Raw genomic sequence first — 25868 nt, forward strand, 5'->3', positions numbered from 1 at the left:
TATCAGCATTTTTTTATCGGATGCTTATGGTGATACAGGCGATGATTTTTCAATATATACAGTTTGTGATGGGAAGGCGAAGTCAGCGCCATGTTGATGCACAATATCAATCATTTTTAAATAAACTTCTTGCTGCGCATCTAACCATTCTGCCCATACCGTGGTTTTGGTAAAACAGTACACCATAATATTTAATGATGAATCGGCGAATTGATTAAAATAGACCAATAAAGTCTGTTTGGTGTCGATTTTGTCGTTTTGTTGTAGCATCGTGCGGATATCTTCGACAATAACCCCAACTTTGTCCGAATCTTCATAGCGTAACCCTAATTCTGTTTCAATACGTCGATTGGTCATTCTGCCGGGGTTTTCAACACTAATGGATGAAAATACTGAGTTTGGAATATATAACGGGCGATGATCAAAGGTCATTATCTTCGTGATACGCCAGCCAATCTCAACAACAGTTCCTTCGATATTGCGATCGGGTGAACGTACCCAATCACCAATGTTAAAAGGGCGATCAAAATAGAGCATAACACCTGAAAAAAGGTTACTCATGACGTCTTTACTTGCCATACCAATGGCAATACCGCCTAAGCCACCAAATGTCATTAAGCCCGATAAGCTCATGCCAAAATGCTCACCGAACAGTAAGATCATGATGACAAGAAGAGTGATTTTAAATATACGCGAAATAATACGGGCTGAGGTGGGATCACTGCCTTTTTTAATTTGTGATTTTTCTAATAAATTAATGAGTAAGAAAAATTTTCTCATTAGGATTAATGCGATAGCAAGATAGCTAAAGAAATTAATCATCTGAAAAGAGATAAAGTGTAGTTTAAAATCTACCACCGCCATTTCACAATATTGGCTTACAATAGCCACTAAACTACAAAGCAAAATAGCTTGGATGATGTGAATAATTATGTTTCTACGACGTTTTTTTTGTTTATCATGTAAAAAAGATATGGCAAGAAAGGCGATAAAACACGCCAAAGCTATGCCGATACCAATTGAGTATTTCATGATTAATTCTTCATTCATCTGCTCGATCTCTCCTCGCTAAAACCGCTTCTCTATAATATTGATTGGATTTCTAAACTAGATTTGCGGTTTTATTTTTATCTTGGCGCATTATGTTTTTCACTGGCATGTTGGAAGTTAGGATAAATTGGTGGGCGCATAAATAGTGTGATCACCAAAATAACTAAAACAGGGATAGTGAGAATTAAAAATGCAGGTGTGAAGCTGCCTGAAATATCCTTAATAGCCCCAGCAAAGAAGGGGGCTAAACAGGCCAATGTTGAGATCAGGTTCATCACCGAAAATAGTTCTAAATAAGGTGCGCGACCAAAATAGTTAGCCAGTAATACACTTGAGGCTAAGAAGGTCATACCATAACCGATCCCTACACAAAGGGTAAATAGCATTAGGTAGATCCAATTATTAGCCATACTCAGTGCTAATAGACCGATAATAATAATCGTTAAGCTGGCAATCAGTAATTTTTTAGGCTCTAACCATTCCCCAATTGCCCCACCGGCTAATCGTGAGAATGCATTGATAAAAGCCATGGTGCTCAGTAGCGTTGCAGCAATAGTTTCACTAAAACCATTTTCAATAATATGTGCAACTGCAAAACTATTTACAGTGATCCCGCACCATAGAAAAGCGGTGTAAGTGGCAGCAATGACATAAAATTGCCATGTTCGTAAAGCATGACGTGCGGTCCATATCGCTTTGGTTTGATAAATACGTTTACTACTTTGTAATTGACTGATTTTTTTCGCATGCGCTTTTTCTGCTGAGCCTTCTCGTAATACTAAAATAGTCAGCAGGGTAATAATTGATAGAATAATAGCTGAAATGAGCCAATGCATACGCCATGTGTGCCAAAGGTGTGTGGCTAAAAAATAGATCCAAGGACCTGCAACCCCTCCCAATCCACCAATAGTAAAATAGACACCAAAAGCAAAAGACTGTTTTTCAAATAGACGCGATAGCACGTAAGTGCCCGGTACGGTTGCTAATAGCGTAAAACCTACCCCAAGTAAGGCGGTACCAAGAAAGTAGCGTGTGATGGTATTGGTTTCATATAGAAAATAGAATCCACTGACAAAAATAATCAGTCCAATGAGGAGTGTGAAGCGGACGTTTAATTTACGGATAAGTAAAGTGGGTAAAAAGCTCGCAAGTCCACAGGTTAAGCCCAATAAAGTAAAACCAAGGCCAGCTTGTGTCCAGTTCCACTCTAGTTCAGCTATCATACTAGGTAGAACCACACCTAAAGAGGTAAATGTTGTTGCGGTAGCGAGAAAGTACACTAAACCTAGCAGTATCAGTATGCTCCACTGATAGATAGGACCAAAATTTTGTTGCGTGACTGGCATCCTGACTCCATAGAACGGGCGCAGTATCCTGAATGTTCAGGAAAAAATAGCGAATAACTGGCCTTGTATTCACAGGCCAGTACATTTAAAGGCTATTATTCTCTAACTTTCTGAGTCGGACTGCTAGCTTAATTTTTCTAGCGCCCATTTAATCGGATATTGGTAGGCTTCATCGAGCAGGGGACTTAATGCACTTAAGGTCTTTTGCAGAGCTTGATGGTTATTATGTACTAAGTTGAGATGCCCTACTTTGCGGGCTGGACGCACTTCTTTTTCATACCAATGTAGATGAACTAAAGGTAATGATAGCCATTTGGTGTCGATCTCCGTTCCAATAAGATTAACCATTACCGCCGATTGGCAAACATTAGGTTTGGGCATCGGTAAATCAAGAATAGCACGTAAGTGAAGTTCAAACTGGCTAATAGAAGCACCATTTTGTGTCCAGTGACCACTGTTGTGGACGCGAGGTGCGAGTTCATTAATCAGTAATTTATCACCGACAATAAAGCATTCCATGGCCATTACACCGATATAATTTAGTTTATTGAGGATCTTGCTAAGCATATCCTCTGCTAATTGTTGTAATGCCTCGGGAGGATTTGGTAGCGCAACACTCATGCGTAAAATGCCATCTTGATGAAGATTGTGAGTGAGTGGATAAAAAACACAATCCCCCTGACGATTTCTTGCACCAACTAAAGAGACTTCTCCAGAGAAAGGAATACCTTGTTCGACAATACATTCACCATATATTTCGGCTGGTAATTGTTGTTCGTCACCTGGGTGTATCCGCCATTGACCTCGTCCGTCGTAACCACCAACACGGCGTTTAACGATAATAAATTCCCCTAGCTGATTGAATAGCTCAGGCCATTGCTCAGTCGAAGTTAATGGTTGCCAAGGTGCCGTCGCTAAATGAAGCTCATCAAGGAGTTGTTTTTGTGGTAAGCGATCTGCGAGTAATGGAAAAATATCTCGGTTAATAAAGTTAGCATGGTGCTCTAACTCATTGGTTAATGCGGTTTCCGGCCAACGTTCAATTTCTGCGGTAATAATACTCTTTTGATAAGGTACCGCTTCGGGTTCAGCATCAAGCCCTACGGGATATACCGCAATACCTAATGGCTCACCCGCTTGACGTAACATTCGACCTAACTGTCCATTACCAAGAACACAAACCGGCTTCATAGCGCCTCCCTTGGATCAGGGTGATTAAGGACTTCTTGTGTCTGTGTTGCTCGCCATTGTGTTAATGCATTAAAAATATCAGCAGAGTGTAATGCTAAAATTTGTGCGGCAAGTAGCGCGGCATTAGCAGCCCCCGCTTTACCAATAGCCAGTGTGCCAACGGGAATACCTTTCGGCATTTGTACAATAGAATAAAGGCTATCAACACCACTTAATGCAGCACTTTGTACAGGAACCCCTAATACAGGAACTAAGGTTTTGGCTGCCAACATCCCCGGTAAATGTGCAGCACCGCCAGCACCCGCAATAATCACGTCAAAACCATTCTCTTTGGCCTGTTCTGCGAAACGAAATAATTTATCCGGTGTTCGGTGTGCGGAAACAATTTCAACATGGTAAGGAAGTTGTAACGTGTCTAGGACTTCTGCGGCATGACACATTGTCGCCCAGTCACTTTTCGAACCCATCACAATGGCGATACGAGGGGATGAGGTATTGAGACCAACTTGAGAAGACATTACTTAACTGCTCCTGTAAGCATAAACGGATATAGCCAGAGAAACTGAGCATGATAGTATCACGCTAATACGTCAAGGAAAACGTTTGCGTAAAGAAAAATATGCTACAATAGCCGAAAAAGTATCATCTATTTAAAATGGAAATTGGATCAGTTCGATTTTATCTGAGGTGACTTTAAACATTGAGCCTTCCGTATGCCAAGCTCCTAATACACCTCGATAATGTGGTTTCCCATCAATGTCGACAGTGTGGATCGCCGGTCGATGAGTATGACCGTGGATCATCCATTGGGTATTAAATTGTTTAAAGGTATTGATAACGGCTTGAGCATTAACGTCCATTATCGCTTCAGATTTGTATTGGTTGCTACTTTGACTACGAGAGCGCATTTTTTTAGCAATACGTAATCGAATGGTCAGAGGAAGGAGTAGGAATAAGCGTTGAATAAACTTATTGTGGACTTTTTTACGATAGCGTTGATAGGCATCATCATCGGTGCAAAGCGTATCACCATGTAAGATTAAAATGCGATGTTGCTCTATCTCAAGCACTTTTTCTTGTGGTAGCAGTGTCATTCCGCTCTCTTTTGCAAAGCGAGAGCCGATTAAGAAATCGCGGTTACCATGAATAAAATAGCAGGGCACTCCCGCATTTTTTAATGCCATTAATGCTTGGGCTATGCGCTGATGTAGTGGGTTAGGATCATCATCACCAATCCAAAAATCAAAGAAATCGCCCAAAATATAAAGTGCATTTGCGTGGATAGCTTGCTCTTGTAAAAAGCGAAGAAAACCGGCAGTAATTGCCGGTTCGTGCTCACTTAAATGCAGATCTGCAATAAACAGGGTGCACATAAAAAGCGCTACTTATTCGCTAACAGTAACACTGTTAATGATAATATCTTCACGAGGAACATCTTGGTGGAAACCACTGCGACCAGTAGAAACGGCTTTGATTTTGTCTACAACATCCATTCCTTCAACAACTTCAGCAAATACACAATATCCCCAACCATTGGCATTTTCTGCACGGAAGTTTAAGAAGTCGTTATCTGCTACGTTGATAAAGAATTGTGCTGTTGCAGAATGTGGATCGTTGGTACGAGCCATCGCTAATGTACCACGATTATTGGCAAGACCGTTGTTTGCTTCGTTTCTTACCGGGGCTTTAGTTTCTTTTTGCTTCATACCAGGTTCAAAACCACCACCTTGGATCATAAAACCATTAATAACACGGTGGAAGATAGTGTTATCGTAGAACCCTTCTTTACAGTAATCTAAAAAATTTTCTACGGTTGCAGGTGCTTTATCTGCAAATGTTTTAATCACGATATCGCCGTAATTGGTATGAAAAGTAACCATATTCAGATCCTAGTATAATTTTAGTTTTACCCAGATGTGGGCTGAAACAATAGACCGTTTTTTTATACCACAGTTACCTTATTTAGTCAGTATTCATCTTTTGTTCATGGCGACTTTCAGGCTAAAAAGCGCGAAAATAGTAATAGAAAACATTTTTCGCCAATTATTTCACCAATAAACTCAATTTGGCGCCTTACTGTTAACGATTGAACAGTGAAAATAAACGCAGAGCAGAGTAATATAAGAGGCTATTAATTGGATTACCTTTGAGTTTAGGCATTAAAACCCTTATAAAGGTAATGTTATGTGGTTATTTTTATCGCTGTAGTCGTTATTTTATATACATAAATACGTAATCAACACGTACAGTTAAAAATGGGAACGTCCTCTGATGCTAAAGATTTTTAATACTCTTACTCGACAAAAAGAAGAATTTAAACCTATCCATAAAGGGAAAATAGGTATGTACGTGTGTGGCATCACTATTTATGATTTATGTCATATTGGTCATGGACGTACATTTGTGGCATTTGATGCCATAACCCGCTATTTACGTTATTTAGGGTATGATGTGAATTATGTGCGCAATGTCACCGATGTGGATGATAAAATCATCAAGCGTGCGATTGAAAATAATGAAACTTGCGAACAATTAACGACACGTATGTTAGCGGAAATGCATAAAGATTTTGATGCATTGAATATCTTACGCCCTGATTCAGAGCCACGAGCCACACATCATATTGCAGAAATTATTGCCCTTACCGAGACATTAATTAAACGTGGTCATGCTTATGTAGCAGAAAATGGTGATGTGATGTTTGCCATTGATACCGATCCGGATTATGGCTTGCTTTCTCGCCAAGATTTAGAGCAACTACAAGCAGGGGCTCGGGTTGAAGTCGCTAACGTAAAACGCAATCCTATGGATTTTGTGCTTTGGAAAATGTCAAAACCCGGTGAACCAAGTTGGACATCACCATGGGGAGAAGGGCGACCAGGCTGGCATATTGAATGTTCAGCCATGAATGGTAAAGAATTAGGTCATCATTTTGATATTCATGGCGGTGGTTCAGATTTAATGTTCCCGCATCATGAAAATGAAATTGCACAATCAACCTGCGCTCATGATGGTCCTTATGTTAACTATTGGATGCATTCCGGTATGGTGATGGTAGACAAAGAAAAAATGTCTAAATCACTGAATAACTTTTTTACTATTCGTGATGTTCTTGCCTATTACGATGCTGAAACGGTACGTTATTTCTTATTATCAGGACACTATCGTAGCCAACTAAATTATACCGAAGAGAACTTAAAACAGGCGCGTACCGCATTAGAGCGTTTATATACTTCTTTACGTGGCACTGATGCAAATGCTCAACCTGCTGGTGGTGAAGCGTTTGAAGCGCAGTTTATTGAAGCAATGAACGATGATTTCAATACACCAGAAGCCTATTCTGTGTTATTTGATTTAGCCCGCGAAGTGAATCGCTTAAAAACCGTCAATATGGAGGCGGCTAATGGTTTAGCAGCGGTGTTGCGTAAATTGGCCAAAGTATTAGGCCTATTAGAGCAACAACCAGAACACTTCTTACAAAGTGGTGCGCAAGCAGACGATGCTGATGAAGTAGAAAAAATTGAAGCGTTAATTCAACAACGCAATGATGCTCGTAAGAATAAAGATTGGGCAGCTGCGGATGCCGCTCGTGATGCTTTAACAGCAATGGGGATTGTATTAGAAGATGGCCCACAAGGTACAACATGGCGTCGTAATAGCTAATATTGCTACCTATTGATAAAGCAATAAAGTCAAAAATATCGGGTAATCATTATCCGATATTTTTTTTAGATTTTTAGTGGCGTTAATTCAACTTCGGTCATCATTCTTGCCAATTGTTCTCGATCAGTTATTCCAACATTAGTTTGACTGACGGCAAGAGCTGAAATTGCTGTAGCAAGACGTAAGGTATGTTCACTGGTTTGCCTCATCATCAAACCATAAATCAACCCACCTACCATAGAGTCACCGGCACCTACCGTGCTGACCACATCACATTTAGGCGGTTTTGCCATCCACGCACCAGAGGCGTTAACCCACATAGCGCCTTGTTCACCTAACGAGATAACAACATGAGCAATACCTTGCTGGCGTAATTCATGGGCAGCTTGTACTACGTCAGAGAGTTCAGGTAAGGGTCTACCTGCCCAAATTTCTAGTTCATGATGATTGGGTTTTACTAACCAAGGTAACGCTTTTAACCCCGCGACAAATGCTTCTCTGCTACTATCAAAAATAAGGCACATACATTCGCTACGTAGTCGCTTCATCCAAGTAGTAAAATCATTTAAATCAATACTTGGTGGTACACTTCCACTGACACAAATCATATCAAATTGACCCGCCCAGCTGAGTGTGTCATTTACAAAACGAGTCCAATCTTGTTTAGTGATTTCAAACCCTGAAAAGTTAAAATCAGTTACTTTACCGTTGGGTTCAGTCAGTTTGACATTGATACGTGTGCGACCTTCAACCATTTGGAAGCGATTAGCAATCCCGGCTTCACTAAACTCTTTTTGAAAGCCATCTTGATTCTCTTTACCTAAAAAACCGCCAACAGTGACATCAATACCAAGGCTTTTTAATACTTTGGCTACATTGATACCTTTACCGGCAGCATGAAATCCCGCTGTTGTCACTCGGTTAACTTCACCCAATTCAATAGGGGCACTTAATCCCACAAGATCATAAGCAGGATTTAATGTAATGGTAGCAACTCGACGTCTCATGCTTGTACCTTACCTGTCGTAAAATCATAGGTATCACTTTTCTGTTGCAAGAAAAGCATAGAGACACCTTGGTTTGGTAGGTTAAACATAAGAACTCCTATTAGATTAAGGATCAAATACAACATAAAAATTAAAAATAACGCTTCATACTTTATTATTAGGCTGAATCGTTTCAAACTATAATGTCTAATTTAGTATAAACAATGTTCTTTTGCCTAATAAAACAAAGGAAAAGTTAGATCTAAATCACGTTTTAGCATATTAAAGCGATTATTAATACGTAAAAATCATCCAACGGAAAAGGTTGCTGAAATTCTTACTACTAGCAGACTAAGCATTATTTATATAAAAAATAATAGGTTATGTAATCAATATTTAACTTATTCTTTATCAAAGCGTTAATGTGCTGAAACGAGATAAAGTATTATCACTGATATGAATAGCAAAAATAATAACCTACTATTATTATCTTAAATTGATGCAATTAAATCAATTTAAAATCAATGGATTAGTCCACTAATTTTACAGGCTTAAATAAAAGCTCGAAAAATAGCGTGTTTAGTAAAAAAAGGGTAGAAAGATAAAAAAAGCGTTACTAAAGAGTAACGCTTGAGTAACGAGTATGATTAGCTGAACTAGTTGCTGACAGTGACAGCAAACTCACCGAGTGTGACGACTTTACCGGCAGTAATTTTACAGCGTTTACGTGTTTCTACTTCACCATCAACGCAAACGAGGCCTTCAGCAATAATATTTTTTGCAGCGGCTCCGCTTTCTGTCCAGCCTTGGAGTTTTAATAGATCACACAGTTCTACATAGGGGTGACCATCTAATTGAAATGTTTCCATTGATTAATTATTTCCTATATCAGGATCGTGATATTCTTCGCAGGCTTGCAACGTATTTTGAATCAAAGTCGCTACAGTCATTGGACCTACACCACCCGGAACAGGGGAGATCCACCCCGCGCGTTGAGAGGCTTGTGCGAAATCAACATCACCAACCACTTTACCGTTTTCAAGGCGATTAATACCGACATCAATGACAATAGCGCCAGGTTTTATCCATTCACCAGGAATAAAGTTAGGTTTACCAACTGCCACAACCACCAAATCAGCATGTTCAACATGAAAACGTAAGTCTTTAGTAAAACGATGAGTGACAGTCGTTGTACAGCCTGCAAGCAGTAGCTCTAAACTCATTGGGCGACCAACAATATTTGAAGCACCAATAATTACCGCATTTAAGCCATTCATTGGAATATTGCAACGCTCTAAGAGTGTGACAATACCACGAGGGGTGCAAGGACGTAGCTTAGGTGCGCGTTGGCATAATCGACCAATATTGTAAGGATGGAAGCCATCAACATCTTTATCAGGATGAATACGTTCTAATACTTTGACGTTATCAATTCCTGCAGGTAAAGGGAGCTGCACTAAAATACCATCAATAGTATTATCTTCATTTAGAGTATCAATGAGATTGAGTAATTCTGCTTCACTTGTAGTATCCGGTAGATCGTAAGAGCGAGAGATAAATCCTACCTCATCACAAGCTTTACGTTTACTGGCAACATAGATTTGCGATGCAGGGTTATCACCGACTAAAATAACCGCTAAACCCGGTGCACGTTTTCCTACCTTAATACGTTGTTTTACTTTTTCTGCCACTTCACTTCTGATGGTCTGCGCAATCGTTTTCCCATCTATAATTCTTGCTGACATCTATACATCCAAATTATTCAATTATGGTATTGCTCTATTTTGTCAGATCATAAGCAATCTGTCAGTTGATTACTTACCATATTTTAACCATCTAGTTTGATTTTGTGGAAAAATCGTTGACTCTCAGAATGTTGAAAGTATAATTCACACCCGTTATCAGCATAAATGCTAACGTCTATTTCCCCTCTAGGCGCCCTTAGCTCAGTTGGATAGAGCAACGGCCTTCTAAGCCGTAGGTCACAGGTTCGAATCCTGTAGGGCGTACCATTCTCAAGTATTTCAACGTCTACAATAGTCCATAAAACCCTTATAAAATCAGCTATTACAAGAATTCCTAGTATTTCAAGGTCTAGTTACGTCTATTGAAATCTACATATATGTGGGGGCATAATTGGGGGCATTACCCCGTTCAATGAAAATTGGTGCCCCCAGATGAAGCTAACAGCCAGACAAGTAGAGACTTCCAAGCCAAAAGAGAAAGCTTATAAACTTTCTGACGGAGGGGGCATGTATTTAGAAGTTGCTCCGAATGGTTCTAAGTATTGGCGTATGAAATATAGATATGCTGGTAAAGAGAAAAGGCTGGCTTTCGGTGTATACCCATCAATATCACTCGCACAAGCTAGGGCGAAGAGAGAAGAAGCCAAGCGCATATTAGCGTTAGGTGATGATCCATCTTTAGTTAAGAAAGCAGAAAAGAGAGAGAAAGAATCTCAAGTAAATAATAGCTTTGAAAAAATTACGCTTGAATGGCATGACTATAAAAAGCCGAATTGGTCAAAAGGTTATGCGGATGATTTACTAGAAGCCTTCCAGAAAGATATCTTTCCTTATATTGGTAAAGTTAGCATTACGGAAATTAAACCGTTAGATATGTTAGAAGTGCTTCGGAAGTTAGAAAAACGCGGCGTGTTGGATAAGCTTAAAAAGATAAGGCAGGCATGTAACCAAGTATTCCGCTATGCAATTGTGACAGGACGGGCTGAGTATAATCCCGCATCAGAATTAGCCGGCGCACTGTCTACTCCAAAAGCTAAGCATTTTCCTCACTTAAATGTGAATGAGTTACCTGAGTTTTTACAGGCACTATCTGTATGTAGTGGAAGTAAGATCACTCAGATTGCGACAAAGCTATTAATGATAACAGGCGTTCGTACTATTGAGCTTAGAGCGGCTGAATGGTCAGAAATTGATTTTGATAAAGCTATTTGGGAAATTCCAAAAGAACGTATGAAAATGCGTCGCCCTCACATGGTGCCATTATCTACACAGGCCTTAGAATTATTCAAAGAAATACAAACCATAACAGGAAAGTTTAAGTATATCTTTCATGGTAGGAATGATGCTTCTAAGCCAATGAGTGAAGCGGCCATAAATCAGGTTATCAAGCGTATTGGTTATGATGGTAGAGCCACAGGTCACGGATTCAGACATACAATGAGCACCATCCTACACGAGCAAGGCTATAACACTGCATGGATTGAGACACAACTTGCACACGTTGATAAAAACTCTATTCGTGGAACGTATAACCATGCTCAGTATATTGATGGACGTAGAGAAATGCTTCAATGGTACGCTGATTATATGGATACTTTAGAGAACGGGGATAATATTATTTATGGCAAATTCAAACAGCCCTAATATAACTTGATACTTTATAGAACAAACAGCCAGCGATAAATAGCTGGTTTTTTTTATATAATTCATTGTAATTTAATTTAAAATTATATTTATTCACAGGTTGTTCACTTGAATGTGCAGAATAATAGTATTGTATATTATATATTTAGCTTTAGAATAGTTTTTAATATACTTCAATAGACCACAAGGAAACTCAAGGAAATGAGCGTGGATATATCTGCATATCGTGAATGGTTGAGTTATTCAGAAATAGTAACGCTTTTGGCGGATAAACATGGGATAGAAATATCTATTGGCGATATTGCAAGACTTGTTGCAGATGAGGCAATTTCTCCATCTATATACTTTCAAACTCCAACTCCAGCAAGAAAGGTTTCATTGAAAACTGTTCCATTATCAGTAGCACTAGATGATCCTGACGCATTGATAAAGGCTAATTTAGAAATGCTGAATAGCGACGCCGTAATGCCAGAAACCTTAATTCAGCACGCAATCCCAATAAATAATGAGATAGTTAGAATTGATGGACTATGGGATGCTATGTTTTGTGGTGTGATTAAGCACTTCAATGAATGCCTTTATAGCCAAGGAGTTGGACTTAATGAACCATTGAGAAGTTTGTATGGTGTAAGAGGGATTGTGTTAATTAAAGGAAATGACTTATACCAGATATTATCTCCCGTTGATATTGGTGAGTCTTTAAAGATAGTAGAGGCTATGAAATTAGCTCATGCAGATCGTTTGAATCCTTTAGTTGACAAACATATAGCTCAATTAACCCATCTTCTTAATTTGGTAAATAATGGCGATTACGCTCATCAACTCATGCCTTGCACAAGGTTGCCAAGTGGCGCATTACCTGTAATTAAAAGAGCTAATATTTTAAAATTAATAAATAAGAATAGCTGTAAAGCAGATAAAAAAGAGTCACCTAAAACCATTAATGCTATGGCTCAATATATATATGGATTAACTTGCGTGAAATATGGGAAGGATATTGCAGATAACCCTCGTTCTCATATTGATAACCCTAGAGGGGAGATAAAAACTGATTTTGACTTATTAAAACTTCCTTTACCTAGTGGCAATACTGTTTCCAGCTGGCTTAAGAATATTGATTCGTAATATTACGAACTATTTTTGTCATATTACGAAAACCTCCAATCTAAAAAAGTATATTTCCTCCTGAGATCTACGGACGTCTACTAAGACGTATCAAAATTGAACTAACAGGAGGCGTCATGCCAACAGCAACAACCTTAAAAGAAAACCTTATTCGCTTACCAGAAGTTATGCGTCGTACTGGCTATGGTAAGGCGTGGATTTATCGCCTCATTGAAGCAGGTCAATTTCCTAAATCAGTAAAAATTGGCGCTCGTTCTATTGCTTTTGTTGAATCAGAAGTAGATGAATGGATTGCTAATAAGATTGCTGAATCACGTTCTGGTGAGGTGGCATAATGGAAAAGAAAAACCACCCATCACAGGTGGCTTCTCAGAATAACGTAGCGTCGTCTATTCTATCAAAGAACCCACCTAAAAAACACCGTGCCCGTTTATATATGTTAGGTACTGGCATTAATGGCTTTACCGAGAATGAAATATTAATTCATTGCCGTTTATCGTCAGGCCGTAATTACCCGAATGAATTAGAGCGTTTATTGAATATCGAACTAGAACGCATTGATGAGCCTAATCCTGATGGTATCGGATCACATTATCGTTACCGCTTTAAAACGGCTCAAGATGTGCAGAAGGTTATTAACTTAATAAATAAACGTGCTGAACAAGGTAATTACCAACCCATAGATAACGAACTCATAAATAATATTTTAAGCCTGTACCCGACAAAATAACGGAGTAATAAATAATGAAATCAAAAAATAACAGCTTAAATGCTGGTGGATTCGCTCACCCTAAATTCAGCGACGAGACTATTTTAAATATTAACTCAGATGATATTTCCGTTATTCGATTTGAAAATGTTCAGGTGCGGATAGTTAAAATTAATAACAATCCTTGGTTCGTCGCTAAAGATGTTTGTGATGCTCTACAACTAACTAACTCAAGGGCTGCTTTGCTGGCTCTAGATGAGGACGAAAAGGATGTAAGTTTAATTTACACCCTTGGCGGTAATCAGAAGTTGAATATTATTTCTGAGTCTGGATTTTATAAACTGATTGCCCGCAGCCGTAAGGCAACCACTAAAGGCACATTCGCGCACCGTTTTACTAATTGGGTATTCCGTGACGTTATCCCATCTATTCGTAAAACTGGCGCGTATGGTGTGCCATTCTCAGCGTTAAATGATTTCACCAAACGTCAGCAACAATACCAAATTACAGCCTCAAAACATGGGCGTGATTTGCAATCATGTAAGCAAAAGAAAGCTGATTTACAGCGTGAAGAACGCGAATTATGGAAGAAGTACCAGCCTGATTTTCTTGATGGAGAAATCCACTAATGACGGCTATTAACTTACAAATGTTTGGTACACCCAAAGCGGTGTATCAAAGTTCAAATATTAATCAATTATCCCCAGAGTTGGGGAATATTGCCTACCAAGTGAATAATTCCCTACTGGCAGGTAATAACGTAAGTTCAACTTACACCAAGACTAATACTGTAGCTTTAAACTACGGTATTACGGGCAATCAATCAGCGAAAATTTACGCCAATCAATCAGGGCAATATTTCTCAGGTTACAAATCTGCTGATATTTTGCGCTACTCAAATTTGAGTCACTCAAAACGTGGGGAATTCACACCATTTGCTAAAGGTGATTTTTCTCACCTTTCTAAAGTCGGGAAATCTCGCTATTTATCGAGTGGAATTGAGCTTTTACAGTCCATAAAAAAGGGCGGCCAATCGGCTACCCTTGGGAACGTCGATATTAAATACCGAGCAAGTGAGAACTATAAGAATAGTATTCATCTTGTTATCGGTAAAGATGACAACCTTGAGTTAATACAAAAATGTGCAATACATCACTTGCACTTATGGGTAATTGTTGGCTATAGTGATCAGGCACTAGCAAAATCTAGTGTCAGGATTGAGACCCTGAGCTTACAAACGGCGACACATGACGCGCCTTGCGTCTTTTTTTGTGTCTATGCCTACGCATACCTATTAAATGCGGTATTATATCGCTCTTATTCAATGGTGGCGTTGGTAAGGCAGCCTTCGGGCTGGCTGGTTTCCGTTTGTGCCAGTAGTCTCAACCTTGCTAACGTCACCACCCCCATAGAGATTGAGACCTCTGGTGGTGACTCCGAGTTAATACAAACGGAGATCATCGTTATGATGGCAACCCCTACCCACACTCAATTCAAATTTTTGTTTCTGAGTATTAAACGCTCAGATACAACCGCTAAACCTTGTCGTATTGCTGTTACAGCATCGAATGAACACGATGCAAGACTGATGCTTGTACGTGATTATATCCTGTCATTCGCTGGTCGCTTACCTGCTCAGGAGGTGGCTCATGCGTAACCCTCAACCTAACGATTTCTACACGCATAAAAATAATAGCGAAACCGTCAAAGTTCTATCAGTTCAATTTAACCGTGTGACCTTTCAGCGAGACGGCTTTGATAGTCCTGTCATTGTTCCATTAAGCCAGTTCAGCAACGAATACATTTATTCGGGGAGGGCTTAATTATGGGCCGTTATCCAGAAAACTATAAGCGTATTCAAGCCGAAATTTCGAACATGTTAGGCAATGACCTCCTTTTATCTTCAGAAGAACGTAGCCGTGACCGATTACTTAGGGTTCGAAAAGGTATGGCTCATATTCTTAGTGAAGTATTTCCTCTAATTGATGATCCAAAAAAACAAGAACTCTATTACTGGTTGGAAGCCATTAGCCGTATCAGTGGCGCAGAAGCCGTAGACGCTAAATCGAAGGGGGAAGCATGAGCAAACCTATTCCATTGGACATAGCTGCATACAAGGCGCAGCAAAATAATTCATTACTTGCCGTTATCTTAGAGTTAGCAAGTAAAGATTGTTCGCGGGAGTTAATCGACCTCGTTTCTATTGCGTATGACTTTAATGCGGAAATATGTGAATCCCTCGAGGAGGCGACCAAATGAAAACAATCAAATTAAATGTTGGTCACTTATCTACCTTGGAAGAAGTCGAACACATCAACGAAGAACTTCAAGCGTTGTTAATCCCACTGTTAACAGCTGTAGAGAATGAAGCTGAGACGGATACGCATTTTATGCTGAGAGCAGTCAACCGCTTAGTGTGTGCTCAAGGAAAAGAAATCACAAGGTTGGTGGAGGTGATGAAATGAGACAAGTCACTATCAATGCCACCAGCTTAAGCCCATTCATGTATCAAGGTAAGCGAGTTGTCACCTTTGCCATGATTGACGAGGTACACCAACGCCCGAAAGGTACAGCAAAGCGCACATTCAACACGCATAAAAAGCACTTTATTGATGGAGTGGATTATTTTTTGCTCACTAAGTACGTCATACGTACCGAGTTACCCGAACTGGAAATAGCTGGAAAAGCAAAAGAGTTAATGCTTATCACTGAATCAGGTTACTTGATGATAGCCAAGCCATTTACAGATGATTTGTCGTGGCAGGTTCAGCGCTCAATGGTTAACAGCTACTTTCGTTTGTCTGACTTTCCAGAAATTAAACACATTCAGATACCCTCATTGACAGAACTTGAAGCCATGCCAATTGGTGAGGCTCAGAACTTGATTAGCCGCTTAGAGGCTGATTCTTATCAAGGGCACGGTAGGCGTGGCAGCTATGCCATGAACCTACGTCGCAAAGAGAAGAAAGTACTTAAACCAATGGTAATCGCCATTGAGCAAGCCTCGCAGCTACACATTCAGGATATGGGAGATTATCGCTCATGAGAACGTTTCTAATTGCAGGTTATGGCACAACACTAAAAGGCCTAACACTAGGCATTAACAAGCAAGTGATATCTGCCAGCCTAAAAGATGCTCAGTCACAAGTGGTGCGAGAGGCGCAACGTGACGGTTTAATTGATATCCGAATCAACTATGTGCGTGAGGTGAAGTAATGGCGAATAAAGAGATAGTTTTATCACTGGAAGTACCCCGCATGAAAATAAACCGAGTGCTGACGCTCTTAACTGTTTGGCAAGAAGCAAATCAGGACGAGGAAACAGCCCATATGATAGCTATTGCCTTCGCTGCCGTGAATGACGCACTCAAGGATATTGATTCTGCTATGGAGGGTAAGTAATGAATATTTCTAATATTAACGCATTCGAACACAGTGAACAGGGTGTGATCCTCATTACTGAAGCCGCCAACCAAGAGGCTATCAGTTATACCGAAGCATTAGAGGCATTAAACGATGGTAGCTTTGATGGTGATCTGATTTTTGGCTTTGAATTGGTTTTATCTATCTGCAAGGGAGAGTGTGACGGCTTTTTTAATCCAACTAATCAGCAGCGTGTGATCTTGTGGCGTTGGATTGTAGCCGCTTCGTTTGTCGCAGAGCAAGCAGACAATAACGGGACGCATCAAGTTGACAACGGCAGAGGTAAAACCATTACCGCCGCTATTTATCGCAACAAACATGCAGCGTTAACCGTCTATGCCGCAAGTGAACGTATGTTACTAGCTAATCACATTGAGGGCGCTGCTTATGAGCACTATGGGGCAGAGAATGGCGCAATTATGGCAGTAAAGATATATAGGGATTTTATCAATCTTGAGCCTAAACGTGGTTGCCGACTATCAGAGCGAGGGCGTGAGGGGTTATCTGTTCTTCATGATGATCTCATTAGGGCGATAGAAGATGGTGAATTTAGCGACACCGTAACCATTCATTAAAAGGACGCAATGACATGATAACGAAGAATTTTAAAGTTAATTCACTAGCGAATAGCTACGCAGCCGCTATTTACCACGATATTACCACACGTAATGGCGGTGATTGGTTTTCGATGAAGGTAGGCAACAAAACGATTGAAGTTGCCATTATTGACGGTGTGAAAGGTATTCGAATGCTCGTTGATAGCTATTTGCTGAAAGCCTTAAAAGGGCAATATCCCACATGGGAGGCAGTTGCTATTAGCTTGATAGAGCAATGTGTCATTAATGGATATGTCACAGGTTATGGTCGAGAGGTGTGGCAAAGCATGATTAATGATATGGGCGACTCTTTAGCTGATAAGGGGGCGTTTCAATGAAGCCGATTGATGTTATCCGTGAGGTGAAGCTGAAAGCTAACGGACAATGGCAAGCCATATTATCTCACCTTGGGGCAGAAGTGCCCCTAAACACGCACACAGCTTGTCCTGCTTGTGGTGGTAAAGATCGTTTTAGGTTCGACAACAAAGACGATAACGGCACGTTTATTTGTAATCAGTGTGGTTCAGGTGATGGGTTGGATTTAGTGCAAAAAATATTAGGTGGCAGTGTGACCGAGGCAGCGTATGAGGTTGCTAACATAATTGGTATTGATACCCGTTCAGCGTGTCCACCAGCCTACCGTCGTTCTGAGATAAAAGCACAACAAGACGAGCTGAAAGCACAGCAAGCCGAAAAACAAGCTAACGAGAAGAGAGAGAAGCATAAACGCTTTATTGAACGGTATAACCGCACTATTGCCAATGTTCAACGTGGGAGATCTGACTATCTCAAGGCTAAGGGGCTGCATGGTTTTGAAATGGATTTATTACAGGACGGTTCTCTTATCATTCCATTATTGGATGCTGGTGGCGTTATTACTGGCGCACAAACTATTAAGCCTAATGGTGATAAGCGTTTACTGTCAGATAGCTCAAAGTCAGGCAGTTATTACCCCATCAATGAGCCTGTAAACGTCTCTACGGTGATTATCGCTGAAGGATTAGCAACCGCCCTAACGTGTCACTTAATCCAACCAGAAGCGCACACAGTTGCGGCAATTGATGCGGGAAACCTCATTCATGTAGCTAAGGTAATGCGGGTTAAGTACCCAGAGAGCAAGATTATTATTGCTGGGGATAACGATATTAAGCCAGACCAAGACAATACAGGGAAATTAGCGGCAGAAAAGGCAGCTAAGGCGGTTAATGGTGTCGCTGTTTTACCCCCAACTGACGATAAAGCCGATTGGGATGACTACCGCCTATCACACGGTATTGAGGCGGCAAGACAGGCATTTAATGGCCAAGTGAATCAGCAAGCAGGTGAAATAGTGGAAGCGAATAACGTGATCCACATTGACGCAAAAAAGAAAGTCAGACCTCACGATGACTTAGCCCCATTTTTTGATAAGCGTCATGGTGGTTTGTATTACATCGAACGCAAGCAAAACAATACGACGGGTGAGATTGACGAAAAAGAAACGTGGTTTTCGGATGAAATGGCTACGGTAGGTATTGGCTCTGATGGCAAAGACAGCTATTTAGTTATCGAGATGAAGCAAGAAGGTAGCAACCGCATAATTTATGAAGCCATTCCGAGACGTGAACTAGGTTCGCCTCAAGGGTGGGGGAGGTTACGCTCCCGTGGCGTTAATATTACAACAAAGCGTGGTCAATTGGATTTATTAGCTAACTACCTTCAACGGAAAGGAAAGCGCGACGAATGGACGATCACACATACCGCAGGTTGGCATGATGGAGCGTATGTGATGCCCGATGGTCATATTATTGGTACACCTAGCCGCCCTGTTGCCTTTTGCGGCGGAACGTCTGCCGTTGCGGGTTATATCGTCAGGGGAACCGCTGAAAGCTGGCGGAAGAATGTCGGTAATTTAATGAAAGGCAACCAATCTATGATTTTAGGTGGTTTAGTTGCGTTAGCTGCCCCACTAAACTCATTATCGGGCGGTAGCTCGTTTGGCATTCACCTATTCGCTCAATCCTCAGCAGGGAAAACAACGACTGTAGAAGCGGCTTCAAGTATCTACGGTGTACCCGATGAACTGAAATTAACATGGGATGCGACAAAGTACGGGTTAACGATTGAAGCCGCCTCTCGAAATGATGGATTTATGCCAATTGATGAAATTGGGCAGGGTAACGATGTGCGGCATGTGGCAGGAAGTGCCTACAGTTTATTTAATGGTACAGGGCGCATTCAAGGTAATAAAGACGGGGGAAACAAAGCCGTTTTACGTTGGGCGATTGTGGCGTTATCAACGGGTGAGGAAGATTTTGAAACTTACCTCATTCGTAATGGTGTTACCCCAAAAGCAGGGCAATTAGTGCGACTGGTGAGTGTGCCATTTACCGATACTGTCGAGTTTCACAGCCTTGATGATGGTGATTTGCATTCACGAGCAATAAAACGCGCATCAACGCAGCATTGCGGGGCAGTTGGTAGAGCATGGATTGAGTATTTAGCCAACAATCAGGACATGGCCAACCAGAAAGTGACCTTCAAAGAAAACGAATGGTTATCGAGTTTACCCGAAGAGGTGTCACCACAGGTTAAGCGAGTCGCTACCCGTTTTGCCATGTTGGACGCTACCGCAGAGTTATCAGCCTCAATTACGGGTTGGGATAGTGGCGAATGTAGCCGATTTATTCGTAATAGCTTCAATGAATGGCTAGAGAACTATGGCACAGGAAACCGAGAAAAATACCAAGTCGTTAAACGGGCAAGGGATTTTATTCAACGCTATGGATTAAATCGCTTTCAGCCATACACCTATGGGAAGCGCAACGGAGATTTAGACCGAGTTTACGCAGGAAGAATAACAAACCTTGCGGGTTACTTGGTTTCTGGTCGCAGAGAGGACGGCAAGGACGAATATCATATTATCCCGTCAGTATTTGAAGATGAAATACTCTCAGGTATTCAAAAGAAATTGGGGGCGGAGGCGCTCGAAGAGGCAGGTATTTTAGTCAGACCGGAATCAGGGCGTGTAGACGGTAAAACTATCAGCATTAATGGTAGTCAGCAGCGATTTGTTGTCTTAATTGATAGTGAGGAAGAATAACCAGCCAGAACAGAATCCCCGTGATGAATTAAAAACGTTGGGATAAGTGGGATAACGGGATAAGAATTAAAAAAGATAATAATATTATTAAGTTAAGTTACTTCTATTTATCCCATGTTATCCCAAGTTACCCCAAATCAAATGATAATAATTTGTTACAAATGTTAATCAAAAAGCAAAGTTATCCCAAAAATAAAAAGTCTGGGATAAGAAATCGAGGTGTTTGGGATAAGTTAACTTGATGATATTAAATGAAAATAAGCAACTTATCCCGTTATCCCAAAGAAAAATCGTTTTTCGCCTATAGAGAGATATTTAAATGAGCACTCAAATACTCACACTAAAACGTAAAAATCCACCAGCAACGAACACACCAAAAAGCTTGCAAACTAAAACGCCACAGGAAGCCTCGCAGCAACCGAAGAAGAAAAATAAGGCAGATGTTCACGCGAAGAAGAAACAACACCGTATTGACCGTATAGCGAAGCACTGGACGATATTTAATGAGCCAGAGGCTAAACCACTGATGATAGGTATCAAGGAAGTCATGATTGCTGAGGTTAAAGATAAAGGGTTGGATATTCCAGAGAGCCATATTAAACAGGGATTACGATCATACATTAGTCGTAAAACCTATCTGAAAGCCCTTACTCTGGGCGGTAATCGTTTTGATATGAACGGGCAGCCTAAAGGAGAAATCACACCTCAACAACAAGCATTAGCAAAACAAATGCTGGTGGAATGGGGGAGACAATAAATAAAAAATACCGCCAGAGCGTGAGCAAAGGCGGTCACTAGAAGAAAAAATGTATAGACATAGCCTTCCTATCCTAATATCAAACAACAAATAAGTCATCAAAAACTGGTTATAAATACAGTGTGTTGATTTAAATTTATACCAGAACAGTTATAATGTTTCACAATACGCAATGAATTAATAAATTGATGCAAAAGGTGAAATGTTATGAGCCAATCTCAAAAAAAACATTCAGTCATTCTTACCCCGTCACAATCTGAGCTATTGAAATTTTTGTTACCCAAAGAGCAAGCAAACAACCCTAGCCACAGAAAAGTAACGTTACATAGTATTGCACGTAGAGCATTAGATATAGGTTTAGATATGATGCAAAAAAATCATTAAGGAATATTTATGACAGGAAAATTTATTCAACAATTTGAGCGTAAAAATGCCATCGTGAATATAAATACATCGGATGGCATAAAGTCACTTGCTGTCGTGTTTCGTCTCCCCAAAGACCCTAATACACAAAGTTATCTTCGAATGATCCAGGCTATTCCTGAAATGTCACCTACGGAAATTTTGCTTGAGGTTATCGAAGCATGGGAATTTGATGAGTCGCTTAACTCAGCCAATATGACTAAGTTGATTGATAATTGTCCTCAGGCCGCATTTGCCATCATGGAAGCGTTTGGGCGTTTGATTCACTCTCGTGAAATACAACAAATCTGGGGGCAAAAATGGCTGATGTAGCAACAATTTCGCTTGAGGTGAGAACGTCTGACTTAGAGCGCGGTACGCAAAAGTTAAAAGAGTTTGGAGATACAGCCGAAAAGGTGAGTAGTTCTTCGCGAAATTTAAATGACCAGTTTAATAAAGGGGTTGGTCACCAAAAAAAAATTTCTGATGTAATAAAAAAGCAAAGGGAAGAATTTGATAATTTACTTAACTCGATAAATCCAACCAATAAAGCGTTTCAAAAACTAGATGAATGGCAAGCTAAATTAGCTAGCGCTAGCAAAAAAGGTATTTACCCAAGTGATGAGATTGCAAAGTATAACGCCATACTTGAGCAGACTAGAGATAAATTAACACGAGTTAATATGTCCCTTACTGCTGAAGGGCAGGCGCTATTAGCTCAAGAGGCGGCAACAAATAGAGCTAAGCGAGCTGCTGATGATTTTTTAAATTCACTGAAAAATCAAACTGAAATCATAGGAAAAACGAGGACAGAGATTTTAGAGTTAAAAGCAGCACAACTTGGTGTGTCGCAACAAGCCGCGCCGATGATCAATAAGCTAAAAGAGCAAGAAAAAGCCTTTATGAATGGCTCAATTACCATTGGCCAATATCGAAACGCTATGCGGCAATTGCCAGCCCAAATGACAGATATTGTTACGTCATTAGCATCAGGAATGCCTGTTTGGATGGTGATGATACAACAAGGGGGGCAGATAAAGGACTCATTTGGTGGTATAGGTAATTCATTGAAGGCTGTAACTTCATTAATCACTCCGTTAAATGTAGGGCTTGCTGCCGCTGCTTTAGCCGTGGGAGGTTTGAGTTATGCGACATTCAAAGCCCAGATGGTACAGGAAGCCTTTAACCGAGCATTAATAACATCAGGTAAGTATGCTGGGCTTTCTCGAGGGGAAATTATTGGTTATGCGAACACCATTACTCAAGCTGGGCTAAGTGCTGATTCAGCCACAGAATCACTTACTAAGCTATTAGACGCGGGGTTAAAAATAGGTGTCGACATTGGCAAGGCTGGAAATGCTATTGCGGAATTTTCCCGTTATTCAGGTAAAAGCATTGATTCGCTTGTCTCGCATTTTGCACGATTATCTAATGATCCGTATGGTGGTTCTATTGAACTAAATAAACAGTATCGCTATTTAAGCGCTTCTGTATTACAGCACATTAAAGAACTAGAAGACCAAGGAAAGACCACGGAAGCCGTAACATATGCTACTGACGCATTAAGTGGAGCGATGGCAGATCGCGCAAATGAAATACGTTCAAGCATGGGGACACTACCAAGCTTTTTTGATGAGATTGGACGTGCTGCTAATAAAATGTGGGATTCGGTGATGGGGCTTGGTGCTGATCCTTCCAAAGCTGAACGATTAGCTAAACTAGAACAACAAATAAAGTTTGCTAAATCTGATCCTCGGAGGGGTACAGATAAAAGAAAAGGGCTTTCTTATAAAGATGATAAAGAATTGGAACTTCTAGAAAAGGAAAGGGATGAGTTACTAAAATCAATTGAAGCTGATAAAAAGGCAGCAGAACTCCAAGAGCGTAGTATTAACAACCAAGTATATTTTAATCAACTGGTTGATAAAGGCACAGATAATGCCGAGAAACGCAGGAGGGAGCACGAAAAATTAAATAAAGCTATACAGGATAATATTGAGCTAGCGAAAAAAGGTGAAGTCAAACTCTGGACAGATGAACAAATAAAAATGGCCAGAGAAGGAATTGATAAAGCTTTTAAGGATCCGGTTAAACGTAAACCGACTTTTCATAAAGCTGCTTTTGCAGGAATGCGCCGTGATGAAGGCACTCAAAGTCATGTCATTGCGTTAAAAGCTGAGCTTGAGATGTTGAGTCAAGAAAGCCGACATATAGGCACAATTAGTCAGCAACGTAGGGCATTATGGCAAGAGCAAGCTAAGTTTCAAATTCTTGAGCAAGCCAATAAAGAACGAACACTGAGCTTGGAAGAACGAGCCTTATTAGCAAGAAAAGACTCAATATTGGCAGAAAAAGAAAAGGCCGCCAGTATTGGAGATCAGATAGAGCAACAGAAACAGTTAAATCAGTTACGTTATTCCAATGATGACCTTAAAGCTGAGATCGAACTACGCAAAGCAACGATAGGAATGACTAACGAACAAATAGCACAACAAAGAGAACTACTCAAATTAAAAATGGAGTGGACTAAAAAAGGAGGGGCTGAAACGGATGAAGAATACCTACGTGGTGTAGATTTAATTCAGGAAAAATATGAAACAGAAAGCTGGCTACGTGAGCAATGGCGCGAAGGAGTTAAGAAAGCATATGCAGAATATGTGATTAGTGTTACAGATGCAAATGCGGCAGCACAACAATTAACTAAACAAGCTTTTGATAGCATGACGGGGGCAATGACTGACTTTCTAACGAAAAGCAAAGCTAGTTTTAAAGATTATGCTGCTAGTTTCTTTAATTTGGCAACAAAAATGATCGTCCAGCTTACAACGATAAGAATGTTAGAGGCTGGGCTTGGTGGTACAACACTTGGTAATTTTTTAGGGATAAAAGGGCATGCCACAGGTGGCTATACTGGTGATGGTGGTAAATATGACCCCGCAGGTGTAGTACATAAAGGCGAGTTCGTCTTTACCAAGGAAGCAACGCAACGACTAGGTGTGGATAATCTCTATCGACTAATGGATGCAGGAAAGCGAGGTTATGCTTCAGGTGGTCATGTCGGTGGTTCTGCTCCAATGTCGGTTATACAGCCAACAGCATTTATCGCCCGCAATCCTCAAATTGCTGGTGGTGTTAATGTCAATATCAACCTTGGAGGGATTAATGTTCCCCCTCAAAACGGTGAGAGGGAGCGATCATCAAATAGCGGTATTAGCAGTAGCCAAGCAGATAGGTTATTTAAAAGCAAATTAAGAAAGTTTGTTGAAGAAGAAGGTAGAGAAGGGGGATCATTAGATTTATTGATAAAAACAAAAGTAAGACGTTTTTAATGTGTAATTGCTAATACTACTTACAAAGTTATAATTAAAGCTAAATAGTGAATAAAGGGTTAATGATGAAAAAGTTACTGTTTGGCTTTATTTTTTCTTTGATATGTTCAACTCCTGTATTAGCAGGGTGGCAGTATACTACTGATGTGGATGAGATGAGAGGGAATACATCCTATTATGGTGTGTTATCTAATGAAACTAATTCAAAACTAGATGATGAGAAATTAAATATTATTTTGTTTAGCCCTGATGATGAATTAATTACCTCCATGGAGATACAAACACTTAAATCACCAATTAACTGTACTAGTTCTAATTGCAAAGCCTTAGTTAAATTTGGAGATAATCCTATAGAAACTATTTTATATGCAGTGGTAACTCCAGAACGCAATTTTATTGTTCCTATCGAATATATGGAATTTGTAAGAAAAATAAAAAATTCAGAAGTGGTTTATATTGAACTCCCTATTGAAGGCAAGGGAACACAGCAGTTTAAATTCAAAACAGCCGGCTTAAAATGGGAAGTAGAGCAATAGCAATACCTCATCATTTCATCATTGGCTGAATTTTATTATTTGATGAGTTCAGCCTCTTACTTATCTGCATTATTAAACTAATATCCTATCGTGATAGCTTTCTGTTATTAAGATAACTAGAGCTTAATATATTTAAAAGGGCAGAAATCTGCCTTTAACTTAGATACTTTCGTGAACAGTACGCGCGTGGAAGGAAATATGCAAAAAACAACCAAAAAGAAACCAACCATTATTTTTATGATGTACCGACAATGCGCCTAATTGTGACGTGTGAACAATCCATCA

Annotated in this window: 31 protein-coding genes and 1 tRNA gene; 23 read left to right on the forward strand and 9 right to left on the reverse strand. The window is 40.1% G+C overall.

Going from position 1 to position 25868, the window contains the following annotated elements; translation table 11 throughout:
- Window positions 1–24: 24 nt before the first annotated feature.
- From GWI58_RS07900 to ppiB, 6 genes are all read right to left on the reverse strand, one after another.
- A complete protein-coding gene (locus tag GWI58_RS07900) occupies window positions 25–1050 on the reverse strand; it encodes a mechanosensitive ion channel family protein (protein WP_004244256.1) in 1026 nt (341 codons plus the stop codon).
- A gap of 77 nt (window positions 1051–1127) precedes the next feature.
- Window positions 1128–2396: an MFS transporter gene (locus tag GWI58_RS07905; RefSeq protein ID WP_004250299.1), complete on the reverse strand. Its 1269-nt coding sequence runs from the start codon at window positions 2394–2396 to the stop codon at window positions 1128–1130.
- A gap of 123 nt (window positions 2397–2519) precedes the next feature.
- On the reverse strand, window positions 2520–3587 hold the full coding sequence (purK, locus tag GWI58_RS07910; RefSeq protein ID WP_161769064.1) for a 5-(carboxyamino)imidazole ribonucleotide synthase: 1068 nt from the start codon (window positions 3585–3587) through the stop codon (window positions 2520–2522).
- A complete protein-coding gene (gene purE / locus GWI58_RS07915) occupies window positions 3584–4105 on the reverse strand; it encodes a 5-(carboxyamino)imidazole ribonucleotide mutase (RefSeq protein WP_012368268.1) in 522 nt (173 codons plus the stop codon). Before purE ends, purK begins: the two co-directional genes overlap by 4 nt.
- Before the next feature lie 132 nt (window positions 4106–4237).
- Entirely contained in the window at window positions 4238–4960 is a 723-nt protein-coding gene (locus tag GWI58_RS07920) for a UDP-2,3-diacylglucosamine diphosphatase (protein ID WP_004244250.1), read from the reverse strand.
- Window positions 4961–4972: 12 nt separating this feature from the next.
- Entirely contained in the window at window positions 4973–5467 is a 495-nt protein-coding gene (gene ppiB, locus GWI58_RS07925) for a peptidylprolyl isomerase B (RefSeq protein ID WP_004244249.1), read from the reverse strand.
- A gap of 391 nt (window positions 5468–5858) precedes the next feature.
- Between ppiB and cysS the strand changes: the two genes are divergently transcribed.
- Window positions 5859–7250, forward strand: a complete 1392-nt coding sequence (gene cysS / locus GWI58_RS07930) for a cysteine--tRNA ligase (RefSeq protein WP_004244247.1) — start codon at window positions 5859–5861, stop codon at window positions 7248–7250.
- 65 nt (window positions 7251–7315) lie between these two features.
- Here the strand turns inward: cysS and fruK are convergent, their stop codons facing one another.
- The 3 genes from fruK to folD form a co-directional block, all read right to left on the reverse strand.
- Complete coding sequence (gene fruK, locus GWI58_RS07935) at window positions 7316–8257, reverse strand: 1-phosphofructokinase (RefSeq protein ID WP_161769065.1); 942 nt, start codon at window positions 8255–8257, stop codon at window positions 7316–7318.
- A 635-nt stretch (window positions 8258–8892) separates the two neighbouring features.
- Window positions 8893–9105 carry a ribosome-associated protein YbcJ gene (ybcJ, locus tag GWI58_RS07940; protein WP_004244244.1) on the reverse strand — a complete coding sequence of 71 codons (213 nt, stop codon included), beginning with the start codon at window positions 9103–9105 and terminating at the stop codon, window positions 8893–8895.
- Window positions 9106–9108: 3 nt separating this feature from the next.
- Window positions 9109–9981, reverse strand: a complete 873-nt coding sequence (gene folD, locus GWI58_RS07945) for a bifunctional methylenetetrahydrofolate dehydrogenase/methenyltetrahydrofolate cyclohydrolase FolD (RefSeq protein ID WP_049197194.1) — start codon at window positions 9979–9981, stop codon at window positions 9109–9111.
- A 190-nt stretch (window positions 9982–10171) separates the two neighbouring features.
- Here folD and GWI58_RS07950 point away from each other — a divergent pair.
- The 22 genes from GWI58_RS07950 to GWI58_RS08050 all read left to right on the forward strand — a co-directional run bounded on the left by GWI58_RS07950 (window position 10172) and on the right by GWI58_RS08050 (window position 25583).
- Window positions 10172–10248, forward strand: a tRNA-Arg gene (locus GWI58_RS07950).
- 165 nt (window positions 10249–10413) lie between these two features.
- A complete protein-coding gene (locus GWI58_RS07955; RefSeq protein ID WP_049257510.1) occupies window positions 10414–11625 on the forward strand; it encodes a tyrosine-type recombinase/integrase in 1212 nt (403 codons plus the stop codon).
- A gap of 207 nt (window positions 11626–11832) precedes the next feature.
- Complete coding sequence (locus tag GWI58_RS07960; RefSeq protein WP_152691671.1) at window positions 11833–12750, forward strand: hypothetical protein; 918 nt, start codon at window positions 11833–11835, stop codon at window positions 12748–12750.
- Between the two features lie 116 nt (window positions 12751–12866).
- Window positions 12867–13085 (forward strand): helix-turn-helix transcriptional regulator, encoded by a 219-nt coding sequence (locus tag GWI58_RS07965; protein ID WP_049257508.1) that lies wholly within the window; start codon window positions 12867–12869, stop codon window positions 13083–13085.
- Entirely contained in the window at window positions 13085–13480 is a 396-nt protein-coding gene (locus GWI58_RS07970; protein ID WP_049257507.1) for a hypothetical protein, read from the forward strand. Before GWI58_RS07965 ends, GWI58_RS07970 begins: the two co-directional genes overlap by 1 nt.
- Window positions 13481–13494: 14 nt before the next feature.
- Entirely contained in the window at window positions 13495–14088 is a 594-nt protein-coding gene (locus GWI58_RS07975; RefSeq protein WP_049257506.1) for a BRO-N domain-containing protein, read from the forward strand.
- Window positions 14088–15116 carry a host cell division inhibitor Icd-like protein gene (locus GWI58_RS07980; protein WP_237611674.1) on the forward strand — a complete coding sequence of 343 codons (1029 nt, stop codon included), beginning with the start codon at window positions 14088–14090 and terminating at the stop codon, window positions 15114–15116. The genes GWI58_RS07975 and GWI58_RS07980 overlap by 1 nt, the downstream gene beginning before the upstream one ends.
- Window positions 15109–15282 carry a DUF4222 domain-containing protein gene (locus tag GWI58_RS07985; RefSeq protein WP_071843629.1) on the forward strand — a complete coding sequence of 58 codons (174 nt, stop codon included), beginning with the start codon at window positions 15109–15111 and terminating at the stop codon, window positions 15280–15282. The genes GWI58_RS07980 and GWI58_RS07985 overlap by 8 nt, the downstream gene beginning before the upstream one ends.
- A 2-nt stretch (window positions 15283–15284) precedes the next feature.
- The gene (locus tag GWI58_RS07990) at window positions 15285–15542 is read left to right on the forward strand and encodes a hypothetical protein (RefSeq protein WP_046334702.1); all 258 of its coding nucleotides are present in this window, start codon (window positions 15285–15287) and stop codon (window positions 15540–15542) included.
- Window positions 15539–15718 (forward strand): hypothetical protein, encoded by a 180-nt coding sequence (locus GWI58_RS07995; RefSeq protein WP_036918882.1) that lies wholly within the window; start codon window positions 15539–15541, stop codon window positions 15716–15718. The genes GWI58_RS07990 and GWI58_RS07995 overlap by 4 nt, the downstream gene beginning before the upstream one ends.
- Window positions 15715–15924, forward strand: coding sequence for a hypothetical protein (locus tag GWI58_RS08000; protein WP_036900274.1), 210 nt, complete (start codon window positions 15715–15717; stop codon window positions 15922–15924). Before GWI58_RS07995 ends, GWI58_RS08000 begins: the two co-directional genes overlap by 4 nt.
- On the forward strand, window positions 15921–16505 hold the full coding sequence (locus tag GWI58_RS08005; protein WP_161769066.1) for an ORF6N domain-containing protein: 585 nt from the start codon (window positions 15921–15923) through the stop codon (window positions 16503–16505). Before GWI58_RS08000 ends, GWI58_RS08005 begins: the two co-directional genes overlap by 4 nt.
- A complete protein-coding gene (locus GWI58_RS17710) occupies window positions 16502–16675 on the forward strand; it encodes a hypothetical protein (protein ID WP_162837557.1) in 174 nt (57 codons plus the stop codon). Before GWI58_RS08005 ends, GWI58_RS17710 begins: the two co-directional genes overlap by 4 nt.
- The gene (locus tag GWI58_RS08010; RefSeq protein ID WP_049257504.1) at window positions 16675–16860 is read left to right on the forward strand and encodes a hypothetical protein; all 186 of its coding nucleotides are present in this window, start codon (window positions 16675–16677) and stop codon (window positions 16858–16860) included. Before GWI58_RS17710 ends, GWI58_RS08010 begins: the two co-directional genes overlap by 1 nt.
- The gene (locus GWI58_RS08015; RefSeq protein ID WP_161769067.1) at window positions 16860–17456 is read left to right on the forward strand and encodes a hypothetical protein; all 597 of its coding nucleotides are present in this window, start codon (window positions 16860–16862) and stop codon (window positions 17454–17456) included. Before GWI58_RS08010 ends, GWI58_RS08015 begins: the two co-directional genes overlap by 1 nt.
- Before the next feature lie 14 nt (window positions 17457–17470).
- Window positions 17471–17815: a hypothetical protein gene (locus GWI58_RS08020; RefSeq protein ID WP_036900269.1), complete on the forward strand. Its 345-nt coding sequence runs from the start codon at window positions 17471–17473 to the stop codon at window positions 17813–17815.
- Window positions 17812–20559 carry a DUF927 domain-containing protein gene (locus GWI58_RS08025; RefSeq protein ID WP_161769068.1) on the forward strand — a complete coding sequence of 916 codons (2748 nt, stop codon included), beginning with the start codon at window positions 17812–17814 and terminating at the stop codon, window positions 20557–20559. Before GWI58_RS08020 ends, GWI58_RS08025 begins: the two co-directional genes overlap by 4 nt.
- A gap of 319 nt (window positions 20560–20878) precedes the next feature.
- Complete coding sequence (locus tag GWI58_RS08030) at window positions 20879–21316, forward strand: ProQ/FINO family protein (protein ID WP_161769069.1); 438 nt, start codon at window positions 20879–20881, stop codon at window positions 21314–21316.
- A 207-nt stretch (window positions 21317–21523) separates the two neighbouring features.
- On the forward strand, window positions 21524–21700 hold the full coding sequence (locus tag GWI58_RS08035) for a hypothetical protein (protein WP_152964302.1): 177 nt from the start codon (window positions 21524–21526) through the stop codon (window positions 21698–21700).
- Window positions 21701–21709: 9 nt separating this feature from the next.
- Entirely contained in the window at window positions 21710–22051 is a 342-nt protein-coding gene (locus tag GWI58_RS08040) for a phage tail assembly chaperone (protein WP_115286920.1), read from the forward strand.
- The gene (locus GWI58_RS08045; RefSeq protein WP_161769070.1) at window positions 22039–25047 is read left to right on the forward strand and encodes a phage tail tape measure protein; all 3009 of its coding nucleotides are present in this window, start codon (window positions 22039–22041) and stop codon (window positions 25045–25047) included. The genes GWI58_RS08040 and GWI58_RS08045 overlap by 13 nt, the downstream gene beginning before the upstream one ends.
- 65 nt (window positions 25048–25112) lie before the next feature.
- Complete coding sequence (locus GWI58_RS08050) at window positions 25113–25583, forward strand: hypothetical protein (RefSeq protein ID WP_151252797.1); 471 nt, start codon at window positions 25113–25115, stop codon at window positions 25581–25583.
- Window positions 25584–25868 lie beyond the last annotated feature (285 nt).

The sequence above is a fragment of the Proteus sp. G2674 genome, from assembly GCF_009915195.1.
GTDB lineage: Bacteria > Pseudomonadota > Gammaproteobacteria > Enterobacterales > Enterobacteriaceae > Proteus > Proteus mirabilis.

What these genes read in the sequence shown, in the direction of transcription:
- GWI58_RS07900 (WP_004244256.1), bottom strand. Translation starts at nt 1,050, where the DNA reads ATGAATGAAGAATTAATCATGAAATACTCAATTGGTATCGGCATAGCT.
- GWI58_RS07905 (WP_004250299.1), bottom strand. Translation starts at nt 2,396, where the DNA reads ATGCCAGTCACGCAACAAAATTTTGGTCCTATCTATCAGTGGAGCATA.
- purK (WP_161769064.1), bottom strand. Translation starts at nt 3,587, where the DNA reads ATGAAGCCGGTTTGTGTTCTTGGTAATGGACAGTTAGGTCGAATGTTA.
- purE (WP_012368268.1), bottom strand. Translation starts at nt 4,105, where the DNA reads ATGTCTTCTCAAGTTGGTCTCAATACCTCATCCCCTCGTATCGCCATT.
- GWI58_RS07920 (WP_004244250.1), bottom strand. Translation starts at nt 4,960, where the DNA reads ATGTGCACCCTGTTTATTGCAGATCTGCATTTAAGTGAGCACGAACCG.
- ppiB (WP_004244249.1), bottom strand. Translation starts at nt 5,467, where the DNA reads ATGGTTACTTTTCATACCAATTACGGCGATATCGTGATTAAAACATTT.
- cysS (WP_004244247.1), top strand. Translation starts at nt 5,859, where the DNA reads ATGCTAAAGATTTTTAATACTCTTACTCGACAAAAAGAAGAATTTAAA.
- fruK (WP_161769065.1), bottom strand. Translation starts at nt 8,257, where the DNA reads ATGAGACGTCGAGTTGCTACCATTACATTAAATCCTGCTTATGATCTT.
- ybcJ (WP_004244244.1), bottom strand. Translation starts at nt 9,105, where the DNA reads ATGGAAACATTTCAATTAGATGGTCACCCCTATGTAGAACTGTGTGAT.
- folD (WP_049197194.1), bottom strand. Translation starts at nt 9,981, where the DNA reads ATGTCAGCAAGAATTATAGATGGGAAAACGATTGCGCAGACCATCAGA.
- GWI58_RS07955 (WP_049257510.1), top strand. Translation starts at nt 10,414, where the DNA reads ATGAAGCTAACAGCCAGACAAGTAGAGACTTCCAAGCCAAAAGAGAAA.
- GWI58_RS07965 (WP_049257508.1), top strand. Translation starts at nt 12,867, where the DNA reads ATGCCAACAGCAACAACCTTAAAAGAAAACCTTATTCGCTTACCAGAA.
- GWI58_RS07970 (WP_049257507.1), top strand. Translation starts at nt 13,085, where the DNA reads ATGGAAAAGAAAAACCACCCATCACAGGTGGCTTCTCAGAATAACGTA.
- GWI58_RS07975 (WP_049257506.1), top strand. Translation starts at nt 13,495, where the DNA reads ATGAAATCAAAAAATAACAGCTTAAATGCTGGTGGATTCGCTCACCCT.
- GWI58_RS07980 (WP_237611674.1), top strand. Translation starts at nt 14,088, where the DNA reads ATGACGGCTATTAACTTACAAATGTTTGGTACACCCAAAGCGGTGTAT.
- GWI58_RS07985 (WP_071843629.1), top strand. Translation starts at nt 15,109, where the DNA reads ATGCGTAACCCTCAACCTAACGATTTCTACACGCATAAAAATAATAGC.
- GWI58_RS07990 (WP_046334702.1), top strand. Translation starts at nt 15,285, where the DNA reads ATGGGCCGTTATCCAGAAAACTATAAGCGTATTCAAGCCGAAATTTCG.
- GWI58_RS07995 (WP_036918882.1), top strand. Translation starts at nt 15,539, where the DNA reads ATGAGCAAACCTATTCCATTGGACATAGCTGCATACAAGGCGCAGCAA.
- GWI58_RS08000 (WP_036900274.1), top strand. Translation starts at nt 15,715, where the DNA reads ATGAAAACAATCAAATTAAATGTTGGTCACTTATCTACCTTGGAAGAA.
- GWI58_RS08005 (WP_161769066.1), top strand. Translation starts at nt 15,921, where the DNA reads ATGAGACAAGTCACTATCAATGCCACCAGCTTAAGCCCATTCATGTAT.
- GWI58_RS17710 (WP_162837557.1), top strand. Translation starts at nt 16,502, where the DNA reads ATGAGAACGTTTCTAATTGCAGGTTATGGCACAACACTAAAAGGCCTA.
- GWI58_RS08010 (WP_049257504.1), top strand. Translation starts at nt 16,675, where the DNA reads ATGGCGAATAAAGAGATAGTTTTATCACTGGAAGTACCCCGCATGAAA.
- GWI58_RS08015 (WP_161769067.1), top strand. Translation starts at nt 16,860, where the DNA reads ATGAATATTTCTAATATTAACGCATTCGAACACAGTGAACAGGGTGTG.
- GWI58_RS08020 (WP_036900269.1), top strand. Translation starts at nt 17,471, where the DNA reads ATGATAACGAAGAATTTTAAAGTTAATTCACTAGCGAATAGCTACGCA.
- GWI58_RS08025 (WP_161769068.1), top strand. Translation starts at nt 17,812, where the DNA reads ATGAAGCCGATTGATGTTATCCGTGAGGTGAAGCTGAAAGCTAACGGA.
- GWI58_RS08030 (WP_161769069.1), top strand. Translation starts at nt 20,879, where the DNA reads ATGAGCACTCAAATACTCACACTAAAACGTAAAAATCCACCAGCAACG.
- GWI58_RS08035 (WP_152964302.1), top strand. Translation starts at nt 21,524, where the DNA reads ATGAGCCAATCTCAAAAAAAACATTCAGTCATTCTTACCCCGTCACAA.
- GWI58_RS08040 (WP_115286920.1), top strand. Translation starts at nt 21,710, where the DNA reads ATGACAGGAAAATTTATTCAACAATTTGAGCGTAAAAATGCCATCGTG.
- GWI58_RS08045 (WP_161769070.1), top strand. Translation starts at nt 22,039, where the DNA reads ATGGCTGATGTAGCAACAATTTCGCTTGAGGTGAGAACGTCTGACTTA.
- GWI58_RS08050 (WP_151252797.1), top strand. Translation starts at nt 25,113, where the DNA reads ATGAAAAAGTTACTGTTTGGCTTTATTTTTTCTTTGATATGTTCAACT.